The following is a 25,169-nucleotide window of genomic DNA, read 5'->3' on the forward strand; positions in this document are numbered from 1 at the left end:
TTATAATGTGAACGACAGCTTACGTTCGCTTCCGGGTTCGCTAATGACGACCCGGCTATGGGTTATATTCAGCTGCGGCGTCGCCGCAGCAGGCTGTCTTCCGCCAGCCAGGACGGCGCAACAGAGCCAGCTTTCCCCTTGCGGGAGGTCAGCTTTTAACAGCGGAATGGAGGCGCACTCCGCAAACATAATGCTGCTGTTCGGCGGCGTGACGATGCTGTCTGGCTTGCGCTGAATGATCGGCGAAAGATCGACAATGACGCTGCTGCCGTTTTCAGCCAACAGATAACAACCGCGTTCGCGCACCTGGTGGGCGGTTTTCATCACCGCAAAGCCGCCCTCGACGGTTTGCAGAGTGCGCGTGCTGTTGATACGGTGCAGGCGCAGGTGCCACTCCCCGAACGGGATCTGCCAGGTCGCAATCTGCACGTCGCGCCACGGCGACCAGCGCGAGAAAATGTAATTTTCATCCACCCGAACCTCTTCGCACTCGCGACGACCGCGGAAATAGTCATCTCCGTCCGCCAGCAGCAGCATGGAATCGCAGGCGGCATGCTTCAGGCCAAAACGCCCGCGCTCAAGGGTGAATCCGAAGCGGCTGGAGTAGGCAAATTTGGTGTATTTCGCTTCGGTGTTGACGTAGTTGTTCAGCTCCAGCTGACCAGCGGTGAGCATGACGACGTGCTGCGAATCTTTCGAATGCATCAGGATCTGCTGCGCATGCGGAATCACATGTTTTTCAGCAAGCGCGGGCAGCGGCTGCTCGTCGGCCTGCCAGAACGGATGCGCCTCCGGCAGCGCCAGGATCAGATAGGTTTTCAGCGCCCAGTACGGTGAACCGGGGGAGTTGTAATCCTCGCACATCGCCAGGTTCGGATACGCAAACCCCAGGGTGAGAATGCCGTCGCGATCGACAATCGACTGCTGCTGCCACCAGCGCAGATGCCGCAGCACAATGCCTTTCACGATGCCCGGGGTGAAGACGTCCAGCTGGGAAAAAGCCACCGCGCTCCAGAAGGCAACCATGGCAAAGCGGTAGGTCAGGCTGCGGCCAAACGGCACCGAGGCGCCATCGGCGGCGGACCAGTAGATAAAGTCTTCCGCGAACAGACGCGAGCGCTCGCGCAGAACATTCGCCCTCGCCTCGTCGTCACTCAGGGTGGCGTAAATCAGGCCGTAGAAATGGAAAGCCATGGAGATGTAGTAATCTTTCGGGCGGCCGGGACCGTCGGAATACCAGCCGTCGCCGAGGTAGTAGGCGTCCATCAGCGCAAAGCGGTGGTCAATGGCGGCCTGATCGTACGGCAGGCCGGCGCGCTTAAAGCCTAGCTGAACCATGATGGCAAAATAGTTCCAGTTGCTGTCCGGCATCTGCGCGTCGGTGATTTGGTTGAGCCACGCGTGCAGGTTCATCACCTCGCGACCGGTAAAGTGCGCGGTGAGTTTATCTCCCAGCAGAGCGAGCCCCAGACCGTAGGCCGCCATCTCCACCAGACGCTGATCGTACGGGCCGGTTTCTCCCCAGTAACCGCTGCTTTGCGGGTCGGTACCAAGCTTAATGGCAGTAAGGTACTTCTCGCTGAACGGCGTGCTTTCGCCGGACGCCATCAGCGGAAACAGCCCCCACAGCGCGCGGGAAAGTCCCTCCATCTGCGCAATATCTGCTGTGTAATGGGCGCAGGTGTCGCCCAGCGGGAATCGTGAACGGTTCGCCGGAAATTGCGTGTCCAGCGCCTGTAAAAGTGCATTCAACGACGCCACTACCTCCTGGCGTGAAGACAACGGATTTGATTTTTCTTTGTTTGCCGCCCACATCGGTTCGCCCTCGTAATCAACTGCGGCAAAGCATAGTGAATCCGCAAGGTGCAGAAATGTTAGCCGTGTCACAGGCATGAACGATGAATAAACCTCCAGTTGAGAAAATTTAAAAAGGTGGTTTATAAAGACGATCAGACGGGAAAAAGTTGAGTTTTATTGCACTATGCACGACACGCCGACAACCGACCTTCTGGAACTGATCGCCCTGAACGATACCGTGGCCTCGTTCAGCCGCCTGTTTGCCAATACGGTGCGCTACCATCACTGGCATCAGTGTCTGGAGATCCTCTATGTGGAAGAGGGCTTTGGCGTGGCGATTGTCGATAATCGTCACTACACCATGCGCCCCGGACGACTGTTTTTCTTCCCGCCTTTTACGCTGCACAAGGTCATGGTGGACGAACAGGCGGAGGCAATTTACCGCCGCACCATTATTCATCTCGACCAGCACGCGGTGCTGAAGATCCTGCGGGATTTTCCCCAGACCCGGCAGCGCCTGGAGCGGCTGTCACGCCGTGGCGGCGAAGCGTGGGTCGCCGATTTAGCCCACTGTCACCACCATATCGACCATCTGTTTAGCTGCTATAAACCGCCGATGAACGGCGAGAGCATCGCCAGCCTGCTGATCGGCCTGTTCGCGATGCTGCCCGACGATCGCGACGGCGAGCCGGGCAACAGCCAGGGGATCGCCAGCCAGGTCATGATCTGGCTCGACGAGCATTATCAGGAGAAATTTCGTCTGGATGCGCTGGCTGCAGAGCTGGGTAAATCGCGCAGTTACGTATCGCGAAGATTCCATGCGGAAACAGGCGAAAAAATTCACGACTACCTGAACACGCTAAGGTTGCGTAAGGCGTGCGAGTGTTTACTCCACACTGATTCGAGCGTGCGTGACATTGCCGCACAGGCGGGATTTTCCGACGTGACGTGGTTTATCAGCGCGTTTAAAAAGGGGATTGGCGAGACGCCGTTGCAGTACCGGAAAAACCATTCATCGTGATGAGCTGCATTTCTTGTCCGGCGGCGCTACGCTTGCACGGGCCTACGGGTTAAGTAGGCCGGGTAAGGCGCAGCCGCCACCCGGCAAAAAGACAGCGTGTATCAGGCCTCTATATCCGCCATGTCGCCTTTCTCCTGTAGCCAGTTACGTCGATCTTCAGAACGTTTCTTGGCCAGCAGCATGTCCATCACGGCGTTAGTTTGCTGTTCATCTTCATCGCTGATGGTCAGCTGCACCAGACGGCGGGTATTCGGATCCAGCGTGGTTTCACGCAGCTGCATCGGGTTCATCTCACCCAGCCCCTTAAAGCGCTGAACGTTCGGTTTGCCCTTCTTGCGCTTAAGCTGTTCCAGCACGCCCGCTTTCTCTTCTTCCGTCAGTGCATAGTAAACTTCTTTGCCGAGGTCGATTCGGTACAGCGGCGGCAGCGCCACGTGGACGTGACCGTTTTTCACCAGCGCGCGGAAATGCTTCACAAACAGCGCACAGAGCAGCGTGGCGATGTGCAGGCCATCGGAGTCCGCATCCGCGAGAATGCAGATCTTGCCGTAGCGCAACTGGCTCAGATCGTCGCTGTCCGGATCGATACCGATCGCAACCGAGATGTCGTGTACTTCCTGCGAGGCCAGCACTTCATCAGACGAGACCTCCCAGGTGTTGAGGATCTTACCCTTGAGCGGCATGATCGCCTGATATTCACGATCCCGCGCCTGCTTGGCCGATCCGCCTGCCGAGTCTCCTTCCACCAGGAACAGCTCGGTGCGGTTGAGATCCTGCGCGGTACAGTCCGCCAGCTTGCCCGGCAGCGCGGGGCCGCTGGTCAGCTTTTTACGCACCACTTTCTTCGCCGCGCGCAGACGACGCTGGGCACTGGAGATCGCCATTTCAGCCAGCATTTCCGCGGCCTGAACGTTCTGGTTCAGCCACAGGGTAAAGGCATCTTTCACCACGCCGGAGACGAACGCCGCACACTGGCGTGACGACAGGCGCTCTTTAGTCTGACCGGCAAACTGCGGATCCTGCATTTTCACGGAAAGCACGTAGGCGCAGCGATCCCAGATATCTTCCGCCGACAGCTTCACGCCGCGCGGCAGAATGTTGCGGTATTCGCAGAACTCGCGCATCGCATCCAGCAGCCCCTGACGCAGGCCGTTGACGTGGGTCCCGCCGAGCATAGTGGGGATCAGGTTAACGTAGCTTTCGGTCAGCAGCTCGCCGCCTTCCGGCAGCCATAGCAGCGCCCAGTCCACCGCTTCAGTATCGCCTTCGAAATTCCCGACGAACGGTTTTTCCGGCAGGGTTGGCAGGCCGTTAACCGCTTCGCACAGGTAGTCGTTCAGACCATCGGCGTAGCACCAGGTTTGTTCGGTATTATTAACGTGGTCTTTAAAGGTGATTTCCACGCCCGGGCACAGCACCGCTTTGGCTTTCAGCAGGTGCGTCAGGCGGGAAACAGAAAAGCGTGGGCTGTCGAAGAAGCTTTCGTCAGGCCAGAAGTGGACGCTGGTGCCGGTGTTGCGTTTACCGCACGTCCCGACGACCTGCAAATCCTGCACTTTTTCGCCGTTTTCAAACGCGATGTTATACACCTGGCCGTCGCGACGGACGTTCACTTCCACGCGCTTTGACAGGGCGTTAACCACGGAGATCCCCACGCCGTGCAAGCCGCCGGAGAACTGGTAGTTTTTGTTGGAGAACTTACCGCCCGCGTGCAGACGACAGAGGATCAGCTCAACGGCGGGAACACCCTCTTCCGGGTGGATATCTACCGGCATGCCGCGGCCGTCGTCGATGACTTCCAGCGACTGATCGGCGTGCAGGATAACGTCCACGCGTTTGGCATGGCCTGCCAGCGCTTCGTCCACACTGTTATCAATTACTTCCTGGCCCAGGTGGTTTGGGCGCGTCGTATCGGTGTACATCCCCGGGCGGCGGCGAACCGGCTCAAGCCCGGTGAGTACCTCAATGGCATCAGCGTTATAGGTTTGCGTCATGATTTAAGCTAGCAATTCGCATTGATTGTCAGTGGCTGTGCAGTCCAAGAAAATCGACAATCTGGGTGAAATGATCTTCAAAGCCCGTGAAAGCATGGTTACCGCCCTCTTCTACAGTCTGGCGGCAGGATGCGTAATACGCCACTGCCTGGCGGTAATCCAGCACTTCATCTCCCGTCTGTTGCAGCAGCCAGATAAGATCGGGCGCTTCAAGCGGGTCGACCTGCATAACTTTGAGATCGTAAATATGGCGTGACTCTAGCACATATTGTTGGCCGGTGTAGGGGTTCTCGTTTTCGCCAAGAAAGTCCCTTAACAGCTCAAATGGCCGGACCGCCGGGTTGACGACGACAGCGGGCAACATAAAGCACTGCGACAGCCAGGTGGCGTAGTAGCCGCCGAGCGACGACCCGACAACGCCAAACGATTCGCCGCCGTGTTCCAGCACTAGCGATTCCAGCATCTCTGCCGCATCCGCCGGATAAGGGGGCAACTGCGGAATAATCATCTCCACGTGGGGATGATGCGCGCTCAGCCACTGGCGAAGCTGCGTCGCTTTCGCCGAACGCGGTGAGCTGTTAAACCCATGCAGATAGAGAAGCGTCGACATCAATAGCCTTCCGAAGCGGTATCCGGGCGGAATTGTGCCCCGGCCAGACGGCAAACTTCGGTGGTCAGCGAGCCATCGGCATGCAGCTCCAGCCAGCGCCAGCCCGGTGCGATGGTATCCAGCGTAAAGTTGGCGCAGTGCGGCTTAAACTGCACGCAGGTAGAGGGCGTCGCGAGCAGACGTCGACCGTTCCAGTCGAGATCCTGTTCCTGGTGAATATGACCGCACAGCAAATTTTTTACGCGCGGGAATTTCGCCAGCACGCCGTCCAGCGCCGCAGAGTTGCGTAAGCTGTGCTGATCGAGCCAGCTACAGCCCGCCGGCAGCGGGTGATGATGCAGTAACAGCAACGTATTGCGATTCGGTTCGGCGGCCAGTTTTGTCTCCAGCCAGTCAAGCTGATAGTCGCTCAACTCACCGTGCGGAACGCCAAACACCTGACTGTCGAGGAGCAGAATTTGCCACTGGTCCCCCGCAAAGACACATTTTGCCGGTGAAATCCCCGCATCCTGAAGCGAACTGTACATCGCGGGCTGAAAATCGTGATTGCCCGGCAGCCAGACGCAAGGCACGCTAAAGCTCGCAATCCCTTCAGCAAAATGCTGATAGGCTGCGGAGGATTGATCCTGCGCCAGATCGCCCGTCGCGACGATCAGATCGCATGGCCGCTTTTCAGCATGGATCGCGTCAAGAACCGCCTGATAACTCTCCCAGGTGTTCACGCCCAGAAGCGTCTCATGCTTTTCGGCAAAAAGGTGGGTGTCGGTGATTTGTAATATCCTGACTGGCGCCCCACCAGCAACAGTCAGGTTCAACAGGCTTTCCAAATGGTGTCCTTAGGTAGGTTTATGACGCTAACAAACCGGAATCGCCATTGCTCCATGTGCTAAACAATATCTTAGCCAGTCGGCTAAAAACTGGTTAATTTGATGCTTTTCGTCGCGTTGATGCAACTTTTTATTCGGATAATCATACCGCGCTTTAAAGCGAAAGATCTGCTGGCTTGAACACACTTCAGCGACCATCGCGTCATGATAAAGACGTACCGTCATCGACGGCAGGCTCCAGTAGCTGATGCTCGGCGCCGTTTGCTCAATCTCCACCAGCGTAGTGTAGCGCGTTGATTCTGTTATCGTTAACCGATACTGCGCGTTGCTCACCTGATAGCTCACCGTTTCGCCGGGCGCGTCGTTTCGCGGCAGCAGGCGGCGCAGCTGGGCGAAATTTGTTTCGCACAGGCGCATCATTTCTGGGAAGTCAGGTGTATAACGCTTCATTTTTTCCACTCGTGTCGTAATGTCTGATAATGCAGCTGTAGCCATTGCAGAGCGATGACAGACGCTGCGTTGTCGATTTTCCCCTCTTCTACCCACTGGTAAGCCAGCTCCCGACTCACCACATGAACCCGAATATCTTCGTTTTCATCTGCCAGACCATGGATCCCTTCCGCTGTCGTGGCGTCCACTTCGCCCACCATAATAGATGAACGTTCCGTTGTCCCACCCGGGCTTGCCAGGTAGCTCAACACCGGCTTCGTCCGGCCAACCACCAGGCCCGCCTCTTCCAGCGCCTCGCGGCGAGCGACGTCTTCGACCGACTCACCTTCTTCGATCATCCCGGCCACCATCTCCAGCAACCACGGCGTTTCGCTGGTATCATAAGCCGCAATACGCACCTGCTCGACCAGCACAACTTCGTCACGCACTGGGTCATAGGGTAGCAACACAGCCGCATGCCCGCGCTCAAAAATTTCGCGTTTGATTTCACCGCTCATCTCACCGTTAAACAGACGATGCCTGAAACGGTAAAGTTCCATTGAAAAAAAACCGCTATAAAGCGTTTCTCGTGCAATAATTTCTACATCGTTTTTGGCGAAGGTGACAGGCACGTTTTCTGGTTTTTGCATCGGTCGAGTCCTGGTAGCAATGGTGATGAAATTGTGAATTTCAAGGCTGTTTGGCTGCCGTTTGTATGGCTATATGGTAGATTGGAGCAAATTACCGCCAGATGGCACGTTACGCCAACCTTTTGGTGTGGATGATTCTGTTAGAATCGGCAATTATTTTTAATTAGATCAGCGCTAATACTGCTTCACAACAAGGAATGCAAATGAAGAAATTGCTCCCCATCCTTATCGGCCTGAGCCTGACGGGCTTCAGTGCAATGAGCCAGGCAGAGAACCTGTTACAGGTCTACCAGCAGGCACGTCTGGGCAACCCTGATTTACGTAAATCAGCGGCCGATCGTGATGCTGCGTTTGAAAAGATTAACGAAGCACGTAGTCCACTGCTGCCGCAGTTAGGCTTAGGTGCAGATTATACCTACACTAACGGTTTTCGCGATAATAACGGCATCAACTCAAATGCCACCAGCGCCTCTTTACAGTTAACGCAAACCCTGTTCGACATGTCCAAATGGCGTGAGCTGAGCTTGCAGGAAAAGAGCGCCGGCATTCAGGATGTCACCTATCAGACAGATCAGCAGACGCTTATCCTGAATACCGCGACCGCCTACTTCAACGTACTGAGCGCGATTGACGCCCTCTCCTACACCGAAGCGCAGAAACAGGCGATTTATCGTCAGTTAGATCAGACCACCCAGCGTTTTAATGTGGGTCTGGTTGCGATCACTGACGTGCAGAACGCCCGTTCACAGTACGATACCGTACTGGCTAACGAAGTGACCGCACGTAACAACCTCGACAACGCGCTGGAAGCACTGCGTCAGGTCACCGGTAACTACTATCCTGAGCTGGCCTCTCTGAACGTGGACAGCTTCAAAACAGACAAGCCGCAGGCGGTTAACGCCCTGCTGAAAGAGGCGGAAAACCGCAACCTGACCTTGCTGCAGGCACGCCTGAGCCAGGACCTGGCGCGCGAGCAGATCCGTCTTGCACAGGATGGTCACCTGCCAACCCTGAGCCTGAGCGCCTCTACCGGCGTATCGGATACCAGCTACAGCGGTTCTAAAACCAACACTGCCCAGTATGACGACAACAATATGGGCCAGAACAAAGTTGGCCTGAGCTTCTCTCTGCCGCTGTACCAGGGCGGGATGGTTAACTCTCAGGTTAAGCAGGCGCAGTACAACTTCGTAGGCGCGAGCGAGCAGCTTGAAAGCGCGCACCGCAACGTGGTCCAGACCGTGCGTTCTTCCTTCAACAACGTGAACGCGTCCATCAGCAGCATCAACGCCTATAAACAGGCCGTTGTCTCTGCGCAAAGCTCTCTGGACGCGATGGAAGCGGGTTACTCCGTCGGTACGCGTACTATCGTTGATGTGTTAGACGCAACGACCACGCTGTACAACGCGAAACAGCAGCTCTCCAGTGCGCGTTACCAGTACTTGATCAACCAGCTGAACATCAAGCAGGCGCTGGGTACGCTGAACGAGCAGGATCTGCAAATGCTGAACAGCACGCTGGGCAAACCGGTTTCCACGTCGCCTGACAGCGTCGCGCCGGAAAATCCACAGCAGGATGCCGCCGTGGATAATTTCACCGCTAACAGCAGCACCCCGGTTGCACAGCCAGCGGCAGCGCGTAGCACCTCACCTGCCAGCAGCGGCACGAATCCGTTCCGCAATTAAGCGTGTCATCAGGCCCACTGCGGCCTGATGCCCTCACCTCAGCCCTCTCCCACAGGGAGAGGGAGCACATTAATCCCCCCCGAACGTAAGCCAACGTAAAGATCCCCCGGATTTCGCCCCTCGTCGCTTCATTTTCAACCACTCATCCTCTATCCTGAGCGTTATTACCACTGGGTCCTGGAAGACAAATATGAAACGGACAAAAACGATGAATCACGCGTCGTTCCGCAAAAGCTGGAACGCACGCCACCTGACACCTGTCGCGCTGGCGGTCACCGCCGTCTTTATGCTGGCAGGCTGTGAGCAAAACGACGAAACGGTTTCGCTGTATCAAAACGCCGACGACTGCGCGAGCGCAACCGGTAAAGCCGCTGAGTGTACGACGGCGTATAACAACGCCCTGAAAGAAGCGGAACGTACCGCGCCGAAATATGCCTCACGCGAAGACTGTGTAGCCGAATTCGGTGAAGGCCAGTGCCAGCAGGCACCTGCTCAGGCGGGTATGGCACCGGAAAACCAGGCGCAGGCACAGTCCAGCGGCAGCTTCTGGATGCCGCTGATGGCGGGTTATATGATGGGCCGTTTGATGAGCGGCGGTGCGGGCTACCAGCAGCAGCCGCTGTTTAGCTCCAAAAACCCGAACAGCCCGGCCTACGGGAAATACACCGATGCCACCGGCAAGGGTTACGGTGCTGCAACGCCTGGCCGTACGATGACCGTACCGAAAACCGCAATGGCGCCGAAACCAGCCACCACCAGCACCATTACCCGTGGCGGCTTCGGTGAGTCTGTTGCCAAACAAACCACCATGCAGCGTAGTGCGACCGGCTCCTCAACTCGCTCAATGGGCGGCTGATCATGGAACGAGTCAGTATTGCCGAGCGCCCGGACTGGCGCGAAAAAGCCACCGAATACGGTTTCAACTTTCACACCATGTACGGCGAGCCGTACTGGTGTGAAGATGCTTACTATAAGCTCACGCTTGCTCAGGTCGAAAAGCTTGAAGAAGTGACCGCAGAGCTGCACCAGATGTGCCTGAAGGTGGTTGAGAAAGTCATCGACAGCGATGAGCTGATGACCAAATTCCGCATTCCGAAGCACACCTGGAGCTTTGTTCGTCAGTCCTGGAAAACGAACCAGCCTTCGCTCTACTCTCGCCTCGATCTGGCATGGGATGGCGTGGGTGAACCGAAGCTTTTAGAAAACAACGCAGATACGCCAACCTCCCTGTACGAAGCCGCGTTCTTCCAGTGGATCTGGCTGGAAGATCAGGCGAATGCCGGAAACTTGCCGGAAGGCAGCGATCAGTTCAACAGCCTTCAGGAAAAGCTGATTGAACGTTTCGTCGAACTGCGTGAACAGCACGGTTTCAACCTGTTGCACCTCGCCTGCTGCCGCGATACCGAAGAAGACCGCGGTACGGTTCAGTATTTGCAGGACTGCGCAGCCGAAGCGGAAGTGGCGACGGAATTTCTCTATATCGAAGATATCGGTTTAGGTGAAAAAGGTCAGTTTACGGACATGCAGGATCAGGTGATCAGCAACCTGTTCAAGCTCTATCCGTGGGAATACATGCTGCGGGAAATGTTCTCTACCAAACTGGAAGACGCTGGCGTGCGCTGGCTGGAACCAGCCTGGAAGAGCATTATCTCCAATAAAGCCCTGCTGCCGATGCTGTGGGAGATGTTCCCGAATCACCCGAACCTGCTGCCTGCTTATTTTGCCGAAGATGATTTCCCACCGATGGAGAAATACGTCGTTAAGCCAATCTTCTCCCGTGAAGGGGCAAACGTCTCGATTATCGAAAACGGTAAAACGCTGGAAGCAGTTGAAGGGCCGTACGGTGAAGAAGGGATGATCGTCCAGGCGTTTTATCAACTGCCGAAGTTTGGCGACAGCTATACGCTGATCGGCAGTTGGCTTATTAACGATCAGCCTGCCGGGATTGGCATTCGCGAAGATCGCGCGCTGATTACGCAGGATCTGTCACGTTTCTACCCGCATATTTTCGTCGAGTAAGACTTGCCGGGTGGCGGCTTCACCTTACCCGGCCTACATGTCGAGCGTAGGCCCGGTAAGCGCAGCGTCACCGGGCATGTGTTTACCCCACCTGCACCGACAGCATACTCAAACTCCCCATCTCAATGCCGTCGACCGGGGTTGTAATAACCTCCTGACCGTCCCATGCGCCTAATACATACAGCAATGGCAAGAAGTGTTCCGGCGTCGGGTTAGAGAGCGAACCGCCATCGTGCTCCAGATAGTTCACCAAAGGGTGCCGTTCGACCGGCCCTTGCCAGGCCAGGTTGTCTTTTACATAGTCATTAAAGGCTGTTGCCCAGGGGTACGGCGTATTTTCACCGTGCCAGCGTACCGTACGCAGATTGTGTACCACGTTGCCACTGGCTATCAGCATGATGCCCTCATCACGAAGCGAAGCCAGCTTACGCCCCATCTCCATGTGCCAGGCAGCTGGTTTGGTGCTGTCGATACTCAGTTGTACCATCGGAATATCGGCATCCGGATACATTTTGATCAACCCCCCCCATGAGCCATGGTCAAAGCCCCAGGCTTCTTTGTCCAGCGCAACCGGAACAGGGGCAAGCAGATCAACCAGCCGCTGCGCCAGCTCAGGGGAGCCCGGCGCAGGATAATGCGTGTCATACAGCGCCTGCGGAAAGCCGCCAAAATCATGAATCGTTTTTGGCGTTTCCATGGCCGTCACGCCGGTACCCCGGGTAAACCAGTGCGCAGAGACCACCACAATTGCCTTCGGACGCGGTAACGTCTCACCCAACTGACGCCAGGCGCGGGTATAGACGTTATCTTCCAGGACGTTCATTGGGCTGCCATGGCCTAAAAACAGTGCTGGCATACGAGAAGAAGACATGGTGATATCCTTAGAGGAGGTGTCAATGTGATAGGCCTACATTACGCGCATTCAGGTGAAGATGAACGCAGATAACCGTGAAGATCATCATCAGGAAATTTGAATGCCAGATATCGCTTAAGGAGAATGCATGTCAGTACCGTTGATTTTGACCATACTTGCGGGCGCCGCAACCTTTATCGGTGCGTTCCTCGGGGTACTCGGGCAAAAACCCTCTAATCGCCTGCTGGCCTTCTCGCTGGGTTTCGCCGCCGGGATCATGCTGCTTATCTCGCTGATGGAGATGCTGCCCGCCGCGCTTCACACCGAAGGGATGTCGCCTGTTCTGGGCTATGGCATGTTTATCATTGGCCTGCTGGGTTATTTTGCACTCGACCGTATTCTTCCTCACGCGCACCCGCAGGATTTAATGCAAAAAAGCGTTACCCCCGTTCCGGGAAATATCAAACGCACGGCCATTCTGCTGACGCTGGGTATCAGCCTGCATAACTTTCCGGAAGGTATCGCCACCTATGTCACGGCCAGCAGCAACCTGGAAATAGGTTTTGGTGTGGCGCTGGCCGTGGCTTTGCACAATATTCCTGAAGGACTTGCCGTTGCCGGGCCCGTTTATGCCGCCACGGGTTCAAAACGTACAGCTGTCTTTTGGGCAGGTATCTCCGGCATGGCTGAAATTCTCGGCGGCGTGCTGGCGTGGCTGATCCTCGGTAGCCTCGTATCCCCGGTTGTAATGGCTGCAATTATGGCTGCCGTGGCCGGGATTATGGTCGCGCTCTCTGTCGATGAGCTGATGCCGCTGGCAAAAGAGATCGATCCCAACAATAACCCAAGCTACGGCGTGCTGTGTGGAATGTCAGTGATGGGGATGAGCCTGGTTCTGCTGCAAACGGCAGGTATTGGCTAAGAATTAATGCCTCCGTTTTTATACGGAGGCTTTATATTATTCAAAAAAACAATTCTATATATTTTACCTATAATAACCCACAAAATATAAATCTATTAAAACCCCGAAAAAAGAAGCCTCTTCAGATAGCCTGAAAATATTAATTAAAACCATCTAAAAATATATTTAAGTCACGTTAATCGCGTCTCCCCGCCCCAATCCGTATACTTTGCGAGTATTCTGAAATTAATATTCACATTACGAATCAATCTGAAAAAGGATATTTTCATGTATATGGGTAAAAAATTGCTGTTAGCGGCAGCTATGGCTGCCATTGTATCGGGTTCTGCGTTTGCTGATGATCAAGGCTCAGGCAAAATCAAATTCAAAGGCGTGGTTATTGACGCACCATGCAGCATCGCTCCAGACAGCGTTGATAAAGAAGTCGACCTGGGTGAAGTGACTACGGCCGTTATCAACGCCAACAAAAAATCCACGCCGGTTCCGGTCGATATCAATCTGGAAAACTGCCAGCTTGACGATCCGGCAGACGAAACCGACACGCCAATTACTAAAGTGGAAGTGACCTTTACCAGCGCAGCGACAGATGCGACGGATACCAGCCTGATGAGCAACACCTTTGCAAACGGTGCGCAGAACGTGGGCGTCCGTCTGCTGGATAACGCGGAAGGCAACATCACGCTTGGTCAGCCAAACGTGCTTGATCTGCTGGCGGGTTCAACCACCCAGACGCTGCATTTCAAAGCGGTTATGGAAGTCCCAACAGGTAAAACTGCGACGGCAGGCCAGGTTGAAGCCACGGCTAACTACGTCCTGATGTACAAATAATTCCGTTACGTCACGGTATCAGCCGACTGGCAATCCATGCCGGTCGGCACTCTTTATTTATTCGAGTAACAGGATGATGACATACAAAGTACAATGGATAATCATCATTGCGTCCCTGTTAATGACGATAGTTGCCTCTGCCACTGAATTTAATATAAACGCCATCGATAAAGATCAGCGCGGCAGCGTCGATTTATCACGTTTTAAAGATCAAATATCGGTTACGCCGGGAAGCTATTTCGTTACGGTTTCAGTTAATGATATTCCGCTGGCAAATGGCTGGCAGCTTCGCTGGCGAGACATAAATAACGCAGTTCAGGTCTGTATTCCCCCCGAGCTGGCCGATACATTCGCATTTCAGGATGACGTTCGTCACGCTTTACCGGAAAAAGAGGGATGCGTTGATTTCGCCGCCAGACCAGACATCAAATTTACTTTTGAGCAAGGCAGCCAGACCCTGAAAGTAACGATCCCCCAGGCGTGGCTGCAATACCGTGCGGTTGACTGGATGCCGCCATCCACCTGGGACAACGGCGTGCCAGGCGTACTGCTGGATTACAATCTTTTTGCCAGCCATTATCAGCACAATAGCAGCGGCAGCAATGACAACGCCAATACCTATGGTACCGCCGGTGCGAACATGGGCGCGTGGCGCCTGCGAAGCGATTACCAGTACACGCGAAGCGATACTGAAGCAAGCTCAGAGCAGGATGGCCGTTTTTCACGCGTGTATATGTTCCGCCCTCTGCCCTCGATCGGTGCGAAACTGACGCTGGGTGAAACGGATTTCCAGTCCTCCATTTTTGACGCCTTCACCTACACCGGCGCATCGCTAATCAGCGATGAACGTATGCTGCCATGGTCGCTGCGCGGCTATGCCCCACAGATTACCGGAATAGCACAAACCAACGCCACCGTGGCCGTAAGCCTTGCCGATCGCGTGATTTACCAGAGTAAAGTGCCACCAGGACCCTTTGTTATTCAGGATCTTAACCAGTCGGTTCAGGGCACGCTGGACGTCAAAGTCACGGAAGAAGACGGACGCGTCAACACCTTCCAGGTCTCGGCTGAATCCGTGCCGTTTTTAACGCGCAAGGGCCAGGTGCGCTATAAGCTCGCGGCGGGTAAAGCGCGCCAGGGCGCCTCCCATGATGTTGAAGATAATGCCTTCATGAGCGGCGAATTTTCCTGGGGCATGCTGTCGCACACCTCTCTGTATGGCGGCACGCTGGCCGATGGCGACCGTTATCGTTCCGTCGCTGCCGGGATCGGCCAGAATATGGCCTGGCTGGGGGCGCTCTCTTTTGACGTCACGCAGGCTACCAGCCAGCTGCCACACCAGCGCAGCCAGACGGGTTACAGCTATCGCATTAACTACAGCAAGCGTTTCGATACCACCGGCAGTCAGCTTACGCTCGCCAGCTACCGCTACTCAGACCCACAGTTTTTGAGCTACGCCCGCTACCTGGATTATGACAACGGTGACCGCCAGTCGGAAAAACAAACCCTGAGCGTGACGGCAAGCCAGTACATTTCAGCGTTATCCCTTAACCTGTACGTCAATATGCTGCGTCAGACATGGTGGAATGATTCACCCTCCACGACCGGCAGCATCACGGCGGGCTACAACTTTGATATAGGTCGCTGGAAGAACCTTGGCGTAACCCTGTCCTGGAGTAAAACGCATTACGAGGAGGAAGACGAAAATGACGATACTCAGTTTTATCTCTCGCTCAGCGTACCGCTCGATCCCGATCATCGACTTAACTATGACCTGCGTAACAGCGACACGCTGAGCCATAACGTGTCGTGGTATGACACGTCGGATCGCAATAATACCTGGGGCGTTTCCGCAGGTACGGAGAGCGGGAAGCCAGATTCCGGCGCGCAGGTCAGCGGGAATTATCAGCATTATTCTGCGTACGGCGATCTCAATCTCTCCGGCAGCTATAAAGCTAACGAATATAACTCCCTCAGCGCGAGCTGGAGCGGTTCCTTCACCTCAACGGCGAAAGGCGCCGCGCTGCACCGGCGCAGTTACGGTAATGAACCCCGCGTAATGGTCAGCACCGACGGGGTAGGCCATATCCCGCTGAACATGTCGCGCGATGAAACTAACCGTTTTGGCATCGGCGTTTTACCGTCATTCTCCAGCTATTCCCCCTCCAGCGTGCAGGTCAATATGAACAACCTTCCGGATGGCGTGGACGTGGACAACCGCGTCGTGACCTCAACCTGGACTGAGGGAGCCATTGGTTATCGTCAGATTGCCACGCGCGCAGGTCAGGACGTAACAGGCGTTTTGCGGATGTCGTCAGGAACACCACCACTCGGGGCGATTGTTCGCCTGGATGAAAGCAATTTACAGGTTGGGATGGTGGCCGATGAAGGCCGCGTCTGGCTCGGCGCCGTTGAGCCAGAACAGCAGTTTCGCGTGACATGGGGCGACAACCAACAGTGTCGCTTCTCGTTACCTTCTCACTTAGAAAACAGTATGCAGTTGATACTGCCGTGCCAGTAAGAAATCATCATGAAATTAACGCCGATTAAAAGCCTGTGCCTGATGCTGATCAGCACAACATTTACCGCCCACGCGGCCATTAACCTGGACCGCACGCGCATTGTTTTTCCAGAAAGCGACAAGGCCAGCAGCCTGAAAGTGGACAACCAGAGCAAGGCGCTGCCTTATCTGGCGCTCTCCTGGATTGAAGATGAAAAGGGGCAAAAAGAAGATGTGCACTTTATGGCGCTTCCCCCCATTCAACGTATCGAAGCGGGCGCCTCGTCGCAGGTAAGAATTGTTAAACAAGCCGCTACCCGCCAGTTGCCAAAAGACAGGGAATCGCTGTTTTATTTCAACCTGCGTGAAGTACCGCCTAAAAGCACCAGCGCCAGCGAGGAGCGCAGCGTGATGCAGGTTGCCATGCAGAGCCGAATTAAGCTCTTCTGGCGTCCGGAAGCGATTCGCAAAAAATCTGGCGAACTGACTGAAATGCGTATGGAAATTACTGCCAACGCGAAAGGGCTCACGGTCCACAACCCTACGCCGTACTACATCACGCTGGCGTGGCTGAGCAAAAATGCCAAAACCATGCTGCCGGGTTTTGACAGTCTGATGATTGCGCCTTTCGCCACGACAACTGCCTCTACCGGCGATTACCACGGTAGTTATTACAGCATCGGCTACATCGACGATTACGGCGCACTGAAAAAAGTCGACGTACAGTGCACCGGAACGGCGCAATGTAAGCTTAACGAACGGAAAATCGATAAAGATGCGAAAGCTCACTAGTTTCCTGCTTACATTGCTGCTTACAGCGCTGCCTTTGAAAGAAGCGCTGGCGCTCAACTGCTATCTGGGTGGATCTGGCGGCCCCGTCGAGGAGACAAAAACGATCTCCCCTTTTGCCATACCCAGCAACGCTCAGGTTGGCCAAAAAATATGGGAGTCTGATGACATTAAAATTCCGGTGACGTGTGACAATAACGTCACAAGCGGTTTCAAGCCGGAAGATGTTTTTGCCTGGGTAAACCCTTATCCTGCCGCAACCGATCCCTATTATGAACTGGGCGTCACCTATGAAGGCATAGATTACGATGCCACAGGCCAGCCCAACGGCGTGGATACCCGCCAGTGCCTGGACAACGATAACATCACCATTTACACCCCGGACCAAATCCGCCAGATGGGTTGGGAGAATCGCATCTGCTCTGGCAATCCGGATGATATCCACATTACGCGCACGTTCGTCGCCCGTTTACGACTTTTCGTGAGAATTAAGGCTATGCCGCCACATGGCTATGTCAGCTCGCTCAGCGATTACATCGTTGTGCAGTTTGACGGTAAGGGCGGCGTTAATCAGATGGCCGATGCGAAGAACCTTAAGTATCACATCAACGGACTGCAAAACATTACGGTGCTTGATTGCGGGGCGACGTTTACCATTTACCCTGAGAATCAGGAGATCGACTTTGGCACCTTCAGCGCGCGCGACATCGTGAATCAGCAGACGCGTATGCGCACGTTTTCAATACGAACCACCAAAGTGCAGGATGCCCAGTGCTCGGATGGATTTAAGATGGACTCGTCGTTTTACACAACCGAAACGCTCAGCGCAGACGACACTGCGGTACTGATAGGGAATGGGTTAAAACTGCGTATTCTTAACGGAACGGCCCCTTACACCTTCAACCAGTACAAAGAGTACGCCGATTTTACGGGCGATAAGATGAATGTTGAGCAAAACTACACAGCTGAACTTTCACGGGAAGAAGGGAAAGCGATTCAGTCCGGGCCGTTCGAAACCGTGGTACTGTTCAAAATTAACTACCACTAGAAACAAAAAAACCGGGTTTCCCCGGCTTTTTTACATCAGCATGTTCAGCTGGCTTTGCGCTCGTGCGCGCGGCGGTACTCTACCAGATCTTCAATCGTCACCACTGGCATATTGTGCAGACGCGCAAAGGTGATGCACTCCGGCGCACGCGCCATGGTGCCATCATCGTTGGTCAGTTCGCACAGCACGCCTGCGGGTTTGAAGCCAGCCAGCGTCACCAGATCGATGGTCGCTTCGGTATGACCACCACGGGTCAGCACGCCGCCCGGCTGCGCGCGCAGCGGGAAGACGTGACCAGGGCGGTGCAGATCGGAAGGTTTCGCACCATCAGCAATCGCTGCACGCACGGTGGTCAGACGGTCAGCCGCCGACACACCGGTGGTTACGCCATGCGCCGCTTCAATGGTCACAGTGAAGCCAGTACCAAAGGCGCTGGTGTTGTTTTCAACCATCATCGGCAGATCAAGCTGCTGGCGACGGTCTTCGGTGATGCACAGGCATACGATGCCGCTACCGTGACGGATGGTCAGCGCCATCTGCTCAACGGTCATGTTCTCGGCGGCAAAAATCATGTCGCCTTCGTTTTCACGGTTTTCATCGTCAAGCACCATCACACCGCGGCCTTCGCGCAGGGCATCCAGTGCATGTTCAACACGTTGAGTTGAAGTGCCAAAAGAGGAAAGTAGCGTCTGATTCATGGTAAAAAAACCTCATTAACTTTATGGTTACCAGAATCAGGGCAGTCTTAGGAGCGCCGTACAAGCGGCAAAAAAATAACGTGAGCGGGCTTTGCCCGACTGGATCGTTACTCTCTCCCATCCGGACTCTAACCGTCGGCCCCGGAATTACACCGGATCTGCTGACCTTTGAGAATTCACCCAAAGCGCTCGCGGGCTTTCAGCGTTAAGCTGATTTACCGCCGGTGGGGAATTTCGCCCCGCCCTGAGAATAAGCGAGATAACTATAACGCTATTGATTACCCTGGGCAATGCATAAGCTTCAAACAATTTTGTTTAACCCGCGGCATGACACGCTACAATAGGCACTAACACCTTTTCATCAAGGGAAACGACAATGATTGACCCAAAGAAAATTGAGCAGATCGCACGTCAGGTTCATGAGTCCATGCCGAAAGGTATTCGTGAGTTTGGTGATGACGTTGAGAAGAAAATCCGCCAGACGTTGCAGGCACAGTTGGTTCGCCTTGATTTAGTCAGCCGCGAAGAGTTTGACGTGCAGACGCAGGTGCTGCTGCGCACCCGCGAGAAGCTGGCGCTGCTGGAACAACGTTTGACCGAGCTGGAAAACCGCAATGCGCCGGAAGAAGTGAAGCCAGCGCCAGCTATTCCACCGGTGGATGACCAGGCATAAGTGCGGCCTGATGCCCTCACCCCAGCCCTCTCCCACAGGGAGAGGGTGAAAAACGAACGGGCCAACAGGCCCGTTTTTTACTGACTGTCTTTCTGGATCTTCTTAATGATGTTGGTGGTTGAACACCCGTCCTCAAAGTTGAGCACCATTACTTCACCACCATTCGCCCAGACCTCTTCGCTACCTGCGATTTGCTCTGGTTTGTAATCACCGCCCTTCACCAGCAGGTCAGGCAAAATTCCGGCAATCAGGCGCTGCGGGGTGTCTTCTTCAAATGAGACCACCCAGTCCACCGCTTCCAGCGCGCCGAGCACTATCATGCGCTGCTCCAGCGGGTTAACCGGACGCGTTTCACCCTTCAGACGTTTGGTTGAGGCATCGCTGTTGACCGCCACAATCAGGCGGTCGCCCAGCTTGCGCGCATTCGCCAGATACGACACGTGGCCCGCATGCAGGATGTCGAACACGCCGTTCGTCATCACCACTTTTTCACCGCGTTTGCGCGCGGCGGCAACGGCCACTTTCAGCTCGTCTTCGGTCATGACGCCAAAGCCGGTATCCGCACGCCCACGCACCGCGTTTTCCAGCTCAATTGGCGAAACGGTGGAGGTCCCGAGTTTACCGACGACCACGCCCGCCGCGGCGTTCGCGAAGTAGCATGCTTCTTCCAGGGAGTTACCCGCCGCCAGCGTCGCCGCCAGCACGCCAATCACCGTATCACCGGCACCGGTCACGTCGTACACTTCCTGCGCCTGGGTTGGCATATGCAGCGGCGCCTTGCCCGGTTGCAGCAGCGTCATGCCCTGCTCGGAACGGGTCACCAGCAGCGCAGACAGCTCGAAATCAGCGATGATTTTCATGCCGCGCTCAACCAGCTCTTCTTCAGTTTTGCACTTGCCCGCCACCGCTTCGAATTCAGAGAGGTTTGGCGTCAGCAGGGTTGCGCCGCGATAGCGCTCAAAATCGGTGCCTTTCGGGTCGATCAGCACCGGAACGCTGGCTTTGCGCGCCAGCTGGATCATGGTCTGCACGCTCGCCAGCGCGCCTTTGGCATAATCAGACAGCACCAGCGCGCCAATATTGCCCAACGCCTGGTTAATGCGCTCGTGCAGCGGCTCGGGATCAACGCCTTCGAACCCTTCTTCAAAGTCGAGGCGGATTAGCTGCTGGTTACGCGACAGCACGCGAAGCTTGGTGATGGTTGGGTGGGTCGGAACAGAAACGAAGTCACACTTCACATTCACGTCCGCCAGCGACTTGCTCAGCGCACGCGCCGCATCGTCAATGCCGGTCAGGCCAACCAGACGCGAATGTGCGCCCAGAGAGGCTATGTTCATCGCCACGTTTGCCGCGCCACCGGGACGCTCTTCAATGGTGTCGACCTTTACCACCGGTACCGGTGCTTCCGGAGAGATGCGGCTGGTCGGCCCATACCAGTAGCGATCCAGCATCACATCACCGACAACCATAACTCCAGCACGTTCAAACTCTGGCAGTGTTACTTTCATTCCTGACTCCAGAAAGATTCACAATTTGCGCGCGATAATATCACACTTGTTTTGTTACGCACGGTTCCACTAGCCACTTCTGCCAGCTTGTAGTCACCTGCGCGCGTTCGTCGGCGAAACAGTCCAGCGCCACATGGCCCGGCTGTTCCTGTAATGCCAGATGGTGCAACTCATCACGCAGTGTGGTGTAGGCGCGGGTTAAGGCCTGCGCCTCCTGCTCATCCATAATGTCGTTCTGCGCCAGCAGTTCCAGTATGCGCACGTTATCCGACCAGCGGGTCAGCTTCGGCTTATCGTGCGCGTGCAGCAGCACCAGGTACTGAGTGATAAACTCAATATCGGTAATCCCGCCTTCATCGGCTTTGATATCAAAGCGATCGCGATGTTTGTTGCCAAGGTGCGCGCGCATCTTCTCCCGCATTTCCCGCACTTCGGTTTGCAGCGTACTGCCCTCGCGCGGGGTCGTCATGACCGCCTTGCGGATCGCATCGAACTGCGTTTTGAGCTGCGGATCGCCATACACCACGCGGGCGCGCACCAGCGCCTGATGCTCCCACGTCCAGGCTTCGTTCTTCTGATAGTCGGCGAAAGCCTCCGTCGAGGTGACCAGCATGCCTGCCGCGCCGGACGGGCGCAGACGCGCATCCACTTCATACAGAATGCCGGATGAGGTGCGGGTGCTGAACAGGTGCATAATGCGCTGGGCCAGACGCAGGTAGAACTGCCGTCCGTCAATCTCACGTTCGCCGTCGGTCATGACGTCTGCCGGACAGTCGTGGAGGAAAATCAGATCCAGATCGGAGCTGTAGCCCAGTTCCCAGCCGCCCAGCTTGCCGTACCCCACCACCGCAAAACCGCGGCCTTCACGGTCAGCAAGGTGCTTCGGCTGGCCGTAGCGGGCTACCATCTGCACCCACGCCTGATGGACAACCGCGTCGATGATCGCTTCCGCCAGCCAGGTTAAGTGATCGCTCACTTTCATTACCGGCAGGGTACCGGCGATATCTGCCGCCGCCACGCGCAGCATCTGTGCCTGCTTAAACTGACGCAGCGCCTCAAGCTGTTGCTCTTCGTCCTCTTCCGGCACGCGCAGCAGATACTGACGCAGCTCGTCGCGGTAGGCATCCGTCGCCGTCGGCTGATAGAGGGTATTCGGGTCGAGCAGTTCGTCCAGCAGCAGCGGATAACGCGCCAGCTTGTTCGCCACCATCGGCGAGGCGGCGCAGAGGGAAATCAGGTGCTTCAGCGCACCGGGAAACTCGCTTAACAGCTCGAGGTAAGTGGTACGCGTGACGATCCCGCTCAGCAGCGGCATCATGCGCGACAGCGGCACCGGCGCATCCTCGCGGGAGCAGACATCGCTCAGCAGATGCGGCATCAGATGATCCAGCACCTGACGACCGCGTGGGCCGATAGCGCGTTTGTTCAGTTCGAGGCGGAAATCGGCAATCAGCGCCACCACGCGATGGCGGGCATCGTCGCTTAAGTGCGCCAGCACCGGCGTGGTGTCATCTTCCTGGAGCGCGTCCTGCCACAGTTCGCGCCAGTGCTCGGAGAGCGCATCGTCCTGCGATTCAGTTTCGTCGTCGCCGATCAGATCGTTAAAGATGCGGCGCACGCCCGCCATATGCGCTTCCAGCCGTTGCGTCAGCGCCGCCCAGTCATCCACCCGCATCCCCCAGGCCAGACGCGCCCGGTTCAGCTCATCGCCCGGCAACGTCTGGGTCTGTTCGTCGTTGATACTTTGCAGCAAATTTTCCAGACGACGCAGGAAGAGATAAGAGTCACGCAGCGTTTGCGCGTCGCCTTCCGGCAGCAGATGCAGCTGATCGATAGCGCTTAGCGTCGGCAGCAGCGAGCGGGATTGCAGAGAAGGTTCACGCCCGCCGCGTATCAGCTGGAAGACCTGGACGATAAATTCGATCTCACGAATACCGCCAGCACCGAGCTTGATGTTGTCTTTCAGGCCACGGCGACGCACCTCGCGGGCAATCATCCCTTTCATATTTCGCAGGGACTGGATAACGCTGAAGTCGATGTAGCGGCGGAACACGAACGGGCGCAGCATGGCGCGCAGCTCGTTGGCGTAGGCATCGTCGCTGTCGCCCATGATCCGCGCTTTGACCATCGCGTAACGCTCCCAGTCGCGACCCTGCTCCTGGTAGTAATCTTCCAGCGCGGCAAAGCTCAGCACCAGTGGCCCGCTGTCGCCAAACGGACGCAGGCGCATGTCCACGCGGTAAACAAAACCATCCTGCGTGGGCTGATCCAGCGCCTTAATCAGCCGCTGCCCCAGACGAGTAAAGAACTGGGCATTGTCCAGCTCGCGACGGCCGCCGCGCGTGGAGCCGTTCTCGGGCCAGGCAAAAATCAGATCGATGTCTGAGGAGAAGTTCAGCTCGCAGCCGCCCAGCTTGCCCATCCCCAGGATCAACAGTGGCTGAGGAACCCCTTCCTCGCTGCACGGCGTGCCCCACTCTTTACAGCAGGCGGCGTAGAGCCAGTCCCGCGCGGCGACAATCAGCGTCTGCGCCAGCTCGCTCAACTGCTGCAAGGTGCTCTCTTCACTCACCAGCTCCAGCGCCTGCGCCCAGGCAATGCGTACCATCACCCGGCGGCGGAACTGACGCAGAACGCGCATCAGCGTGGCTTCGTCTGCCACCTCTGCCAGCGCGGTTTGCAGCCAGCCAGCATAATGCCGCCACTCGTCAGCCTGCGGCGGCGCGCTTTCCAGCTCTGCCAGCCAGTCCGGGTTAGCGCTGACGCTCTCCTGCACAAAATCACTGAACGTGAGCACGCTTTTCGCCTGCTCGCTTAACGATGACGCGGGTAACGACTCAGGCAGGCGTTCGCAAACGGTCTGCCAGTGCTGCTGTAACTGCGAAGAAAGCGGCATATCAGGGGTTCCTTGCCAGAATTAACGTTTTCCGCTGTGCAGCCAGTACGGATCCTGCGAAATGGCCTCGTTGCGGAAATGCTCGATCTCAATCTGCTGACGGGTCTCGATGGCATGCTTAAGCCCCTGCCAGTTCTCCAGCCAGGCCTGCGCCTTCACGCCCTCATACGCACCCGACAGCAGCAACATGCTGTCGATGTTACGCGCCAGGCGGGGAAGCTGATCGCCATACTGGTCGCCCAGCGGATGCGCAAAGGTGGTTCTCAGTTCGGCCGCGTGACGGGAGAGGTGGATATCCGCAAAACGTTTGAAGTTTTCCGCAATTTTGGCCTGCCCTTTCGCATCGAGGAAGGTGCGCCAGCCGCGCGTCACCAGAAATTCGGTCAGCGCCAGTTTCGCGCTGGCGTTTTGCGGGCTGTAGATCGCCGTTTGTGCCGACACGTCGGAAAGCATCAGCGTTTCGGTTTGAGTGAGCAAATCACGTAAGTGAGTGCTGGCTTTACGCGGTACAATGCCGCCAAAGAGCGTCAGGGTATGACGTACCAGCCCCATAGCGGCCAGCACCTGTTTTTTGGCATTTTTCACGTTACGCGCCCACAGCTCCTCGTGGAACTGCCACTGAGAGAGTGCCAGCTCCAGCGCCGCTTCCATCCCCTGCTCAACGGAGGCTTTCGGCACAACGCGCAGAATCGGGGTTTCTCGCAGCACGCGCGGCGCATTCCCGGCGGCCAGGTGATAGCCGCGTGCCGCTTTACTCAGGCTGCCCTGACGCAGTCCAGGCTGGTTCACCAGCTTGCGCGCCAGCTTCAGCACATCGCTCGCGTCGCCATCAAGCAGTTCGAGTTCCAATTCGCAGATCGGCTCCTGCTCTTCACCAGCCTTAATTTCACCCCGATCAAACGCGATCTCAATGCGGCTCTTGCCTTCCGTCACCAGCCATTTCTCGCGCCAGAAATCGGTGCTGAACAGCGGTTGCGCCTCTGCCGACAGCGTTGCGGGCAGCGTTCCTTCCGGCCACACTTCCGCCGGAAAACGATCCAGCTCAAGTTCTGGCTTACTGATGTCGATATTGTATTCCGGACGCTGGTGTAAACCGCCCACCACGCGACCGGCGATTTTCATCGTCATCTCGTAGCGCCCGTTCGCCCCCCGGATGCGCAGGCCCATATCATGGTTGCGCAGCCAGTTGTCCGGCGTTTCGTAATAGATGTTGAGCAGCTGTACGGGTTCATGGTGCTCGCCGGACAGCGTATTCAGATGCTGGCGGAGCGCGTCAGCGCTGTCTTTTTCGACGATAAACTTTAATTCGATCTCTTGTGCCATAGCCTTGTACTTTTGCGTGCGTCACAGACGCGTCGATGAAGGCGAACTTCCTCGCCATTTGTTTGTCAGTACATAGTATTTTGCGCCAAATTGCCACGCAAT

General features: G+C 56.0%; 21 protein-coding genes and 1 riboswitch. Of the genes, 10 read left to right on the forward strand and 11 right to left on the reverse strand.

The window, feature by feature from the left end:
- On the reverse strand, positions 1-1,815 hold the full coding sequence (locus tag SK53_RS13590; RefSeq protein WP_048209615.1) for a DUF2264 domain-containing protein: 1,815 nt from the start codon (positions 1,813-1,815) through the stop codon (positions 1-3).
- Positions 1,816-1,981: 166 nt separating this feature from the next.
- Between SK53_RS13590 and SK53_RS13595 the strand changes: the two genes are divergently transcribed.
- Positions 1,982-2,818 carry an AraC family transcriptional regulator gene (locus SK53_RS13595; RefSeq protein ID WP_048209616.1) on the forward strand — a complete coding sequence of 279 codons (837 nt, stop codon included), beginning with the start codon at positions 1,982-1,984 and terminating at the stop codon, positions 2,816-2,818.
- 101 nt (positions 2,819-2,919) lie between these two features.
- Here the strand turns inward: SK53_RS13595 and parE are convergent, their stop codons facing one another.
- From parE to nudF, 5 genes are read right to left on the reverse strand one after another with little or no spacing between them, the layout of a single operon-like run.
- A complete protein-coding gene (gene parE / locus SK53_RS13600) occupies positions 2,920-4,812 on the reverse strand; it encodes a DNA topoisomerase IV subunit B (protein WP_003862513.1) in 1,893 nt (630 codons plus the stop codon).
- 28 nt (positions 4,813-4,840) lie between these two features.
- Positions 4,841-5,422 (reverse strand): esterase YqiA, encoded by a 582-nt coding sequence (yqiA, locus tag SK53_RS13605; RefSeq protein ID WP_023314863.1) that lies wholly within the window; start codon positions 5,420-5,422, stop codon positions 4,841-4,843.
- Positions 5,422-6,249, reverse strand: coding sequence for a 3',5'-cyclic-AMP phosphodiesterase (cpdA, locus tag SK53_RS13610; protein ID WP_023314864.1), 828 nt, complete (start codon positions 6,247-6,249; stop codon positions 5,422-5,424). Before cpdA ends, yqiA begins: the two co-directional genes overlap by 1 nt.
- A gap of 27 nt (positions 6,250-6,276) precedes the next feature.
- Positions 6,277-6,699 (reverse strand): DUF1249 family protein, encoded by a 423-nt coding sequence (locus SK53_RS13615; protein ID WP_003862516.1) that lies wholly within the window; start codon positions 6,697-6,699, stop codon positions 6,277-6,279.
- Positions 6,696-7,328 carry an ADP-ribose diphosphatase gene (nudF, locus tag SK53_RS13620; RefSeq protein ID WP_003862517.1) on the reverse strand — a complete coding sequence of 211 codons (633 nt, stop codon included), beginning with the start codon at positions 7,326-7,328 and terminating at the stop codon, positions 6,696-6,698. Before nudF ends, SK53_RS13615 begins: the two co-directional genes overlap by 4 nt.
- A gap of 203 nt (positions 7,329-7,531) precedes the next feature.
- On the opposite strand from nudF, the gene tolC reads away from it, so the two are divergent.
- The 3 genes from tolC (at position 7,532) to SK53_RS13635 (ending at position 11,029) form a co-directional block, all read left to right on the forward strand.
- Complete coding sequence (gene tolC, locus SK53_RS13625) at positions 7,532-9,010, forward strand: outer membrane channel protein TolC (protein ID WP_023314865.1); 1,479 nt, start codon at positions 7,532-7,534, stop codon at positions 9,008-9,010.
- Between the two features lie 190 nt (positions 9,011-9,200).
- The gene (locus tag SK53_RS13630) at positions 9,201-9,866 is read left to right on the forward strand and encodes a DUF1190 family protein (RefSeq protein WP_003862522.1); all 666 of its coding nucleotides are present in this window, start codon (positions 9,201-9,203) and stop codon (positions 9,864-9,866) included.
- Positions 9,867-9,868: 2 nt separating this feature from the next.
- On the forward strand, positions 9,869-11,029 hold the full coding sequence (locus SK53_RS13635) for a glutathionylspermidine synthase family protein (protein ID WP_023314866.1): 1,161 nt from the start codon (positions 9,869-9,871) through the stop codon (positions 11,027-11,029).
- Positions 11,030-11,111: 82 nt separating this feature from the next.
- Here the strand turns inward: SK53_RS13635 and ygiD are convergent, their stop codons facing one another.
- Positions 11,112-11,900 (reverse strand): 4,5-DOPA-extradiol-dioxygenase, encoded by a 789-nt coding sequence (ygiD, locus tag SK53_RS13640; protein ID WP_048209617.1) that lies wholly within the window; start codon positions 11,898-11,900, stop codon positions 11,112-11,114.
- Between the two features lie 130 nt (positions 11,901-12,030).
- Here ygiD and zupT point away from each other — a divergent pair, with 130 nt between their 5' ends.
- The 5 genes from zupT to SK53_RS13665 all read left to right on the forward strand — a co-directional run bounded on the left by zupT (position 12,031) and on the right by SK53_RS13665 (position 17,969).
- Positions 12,031-12,804 carry a zinc transporter ZupT gene (gene zupT, locus SK53_RS13645; protein WP_003862527.1) on the forward strand — a complete coding sequence of 258 codons (774 nt, stop codon included), beginning with the start codon at positions 12,031-12,033 and terminating at the stop codon, positions 12,802-12,804.
- Positions 12,805-13,071: 267 nt separating this feature from the next.
- Complete coding sequence (locus SK53_RS13650; protein ID WP_003862529.1) at positions 13,072-13,632, forward strand: fimbrial protein; 561 nt, start codon at positions 13,072-13,074, stop codon at positions 13,630-13,632.
- Between the two features lie 76 nt (positions 13,633-13,708).
- Positions 13,709-16,153, forward strand: a complete 2,445-nt coding sequence (locus SK53_RS13655) for a fimbria/pilus outer membrane usher protein (protein WP_048209619.1) — start codon at positions 13,709-13,711, stop codon at positions 16,151-16,153.
- A 9-nt stretch (positions 16,154-16,162) separates the two neighbouring features.
- On the forward strand, positions 16,163-16,924 hold the full coding sequence (locus SK53_RS13660) for a fimbrial biogenesis chaperone (RefSeq protein WP_048209621.1): 762 nt from the start codon (positions 16,163-16,165) through the stop codon (positions 16,922-16,924).
- Positions 16,908-17,969, forward strand: coding sequence for a fimbrial protein (locus tag SK53_RS13665; RefSeq protein WP_032660365.1), 1,062 nt, complete (start codon positions 16,908-16,910; stop codon positions 17,967-17,969). Before SK53_RS13660 ends, SK53_RS13665 begins: the two co-directional genes overlap by 17 nt.
- A 44-nt stretch (positions 17,970-18,013) precedes the next feature.
- Here the strand turns inward: SK53_RS13665 and ribB are convergent, their stop codons facing one another.
- Complete coding sequence (gene ribB / locus SK53_RS13670; protein ID WP_003862538.1) at positions 18,014-18,667, reverse strand: 3,4-dihydroxy-2-butanone-4-phosphate synthase; 654 nt, start codon at positions 18,665-18,667, stop codon at positions 18,014-18,016.
- 105 nt (positions 18,668-18,772) lie between these two features.
- Positions 18,773-18,923, reverse strand: a riboswitch (FMN riboswitch).
- A 120-nt stretch (positions 18,924-19,043) separates the two neighbouring features.
- Between ribB and ubiK the strand changes: the two genes are divergently transcribed.
- Positions 19,044-19,340: a ubiquinone biosynthesis accessory factor UbiK gene (ubiK, locus tag SK53_RS13675; RefSeq protein ID WP_003862539.1), complete on the forward strand. Its 297-nt coding sequence runs from the start codon at positions 19,044-19,046 to the stop codon at positions 19,338-19,340.
- Between the two features lie 77 nt (positions 19,341-19,417).
- Here the strand turns inward: ubiK and hldE are convergent, their stop codons facing one another.
- The 3 genes from hldE to SK53_RS13690 are packed head-to-tail and all read right to left on the reverse strand — an operon-like array spanning position 19,418 to position 25,067.
- Positions 19,418-20,848, reverse strand: a complete 1,431-nt coding sequence (gene hldE, locus SK53_RS13680) for a bifunctional D-glycero-beta-D-manno-heptose-7-phosphate kinase/D-glycero-beta-D-manno-heptose 1-phosphate adenylyltransferase HldE (RefSeq protein WP_003862540.1) — start codon at positions 20,846-20,848, stop codon at positions 19,418-19,420.
- 40 nt (positions 20,849-20,888) lie between these two features.
- Positions 20,889-23,744, reverse strand: coding sequence for a bifunctional [glutamate--ammonia ligase]-adenylyl-L-tyrosine phosphorylase/[glutamate--ammonia-ligase] adenylyltransferase (gene glnE, locus SK53_RS13685; RefSeq protein WP_032607925.1), 2,856 nt, complete (start codon positions 23,742-23,744; stop codon positions 20,889-20,891).
- A gap of 21 nt (positions 23,745-23,765) precedes the next feature.
- Positions 23,766-25,067, reverse strand: a complete 1,302-nt coding sequence (locus tag SK53_RS13690) for a CYTH domain-containing protein (RefSeq protein WP_048209624.1) — start codon at positions 25,065-25,067, stop codon at positions 23,766-23,768.
- Between the last annotated feature and the right edge of the window lie 102 nt (positions 25,068-25,169).

Origin of the sequence: Enterobacter sp. MGH119 (assembly GCF_001037675.1) — a bacterium.
Taxonomy (GTDB): Bacteria; Pseudomonadota; Gammaproteobacteria; order Enterobacterales; family Enterobacteriaceae; genus Enterobacter; species Enterobacter hormaechei_C.

Excerpts from the sequence above, each read along its gene's own strand:
- SK53_RS13590 (WP_048209615.1), bottom strand. The coding sequence starts at position 1,815 with ATGTGGGCGGCAAACAAAGAAAAATCAAATCCGTTGTCTTCACGCCAG.
- SK53_RS13595 (WP_048209616.1), top strand. The coding sequence starts at position 1,982 with ATGCACGACACGCCGACAACCGACCTTCTGGAACTGATCGCCCTGAAC.
- parE (WP_003862513.1), bottom strand. The coding sequence starts at position 4,812 with ATGACGCAAACCTATAACGCTGATGCCATTGAGGTACTCACCGGGCTT.
- yqiA (WP_023314863.1), bottom strand. The coding sequence starts at position 5,422 with ATGTCGACGCTTCTCTATCTGCATGGGTTTAACAGCTCACCGCGTTCG.
- SK53_RS13615 (WP_003862516.1), bottom strand. The coding sequence starts at position 6,699 with ATGAAGCGTTATACACCTGACTTCCCAGAAATGATGCGCCTGTGCGAA.
- nudF (WP_003862517.1), bottom strand. The coding sequence starts at position 7,328 with ATGCAAAAACCAGAAAACGTGCCTGTCACCTTCGCCAAAAACGATGTA.
- tolC (WP_023314865.1), top strand. The coding sequence starts at position 7,532 with ATGAAGAAATTGCTCCCCATCCTTATCGGCCTGAGCCTGACGGGCTTC.
- SK53_RS13630 (WP_003862522.1), top strand. The coding sequence starts at position 9,201 with ATGAAACGGACAAAAACGATGAATCACGCGTCGTTCCGCAAAAGCTGG.
- SK53_RS13635 (WP_023314866.1), top strand. The coding sequence starts at position 9,869 with ATGGAACGAGTCAGTATTGCCGAGCGCCCGGACTGGCGCGAAAAAGCC.
- ygiD (WP_048209617.1), bottom strand. The coding sequence starts at position 11,900 with ATGTCTTCTTCTCGTATGCCAGCACTGTTTTTAGGCCATGGCAGCCCA.
- zupT (WP_003862527.1), top strand. The coding sequence starts at position 12,031 with ATGTCAGTACCGTTGATTTTGACCATACTTGCGGGCGCCGCAACCTTT.
- SK53_RS13650 (WP_003862529.1), top strand. The coding sequence starts at position 13,072 with ATGTATATGGGTAAAAAATTGCTGTTAGCGGCAGCTATGGCTGCCATT.
- SK53_RS13655 (WP_048209619.1), top strand. The coding sequence starts at position 13,709 with ATGACATACAAAGTACAATGGATAATCATCATTGCGTCCCTGTTAATG.
- SK53_RS13660 (WP_048209621.1), top strand. The coding sequence starts at position 16,163 with ATGAAATTAACGCCGATTAAAAGCCTGTGCCTGATGCTGATCAGCACA.
- SK53_RS13665 (WP_032660365.1), top strand. The coding sequence starts at position 16,908 with ATGCGAAAGCTCACTAGTTTCCTGCTTACATTGCTGCTTACAGCGCTG.
- ribB (WP_003862538.1), bottom strand. The coding sequence starts at position 18,667 with ATGAATCAGACGCTACTTTCCTCTTTTGGCACTTCAACTCAACGTGTT.
- ubiK (WP_003862539.1), top strand. The coding sequence starts at position 19,044 with ATGATTGACCCAAAGAAAATTGAGCAGATCGCACGTCAGGTTCATGAG.
- hldE (WP_003862540.1), bottom strand. The coding sequence starts at position 20,848 with ATGAAAGTAACACTGCCAGAGTTTGAACGTGCTGGAGTTATGGTTGTC.
- glnE (WP_032607925.1), bottom strand. The coding sequence starts at position 23,744 with ATGCCGCTTTCTTCGCAGTTACAGCAGCACTGGCAGACCGTTTGCGAA.
- SK53_RS13690 (WP_048209624.1), bottom strand. The coding sequence starts at position 25,067 with ATGGCACAAGAGATCGAATTAAAGTTTATCGTCGAAAAAGACAGCGCT.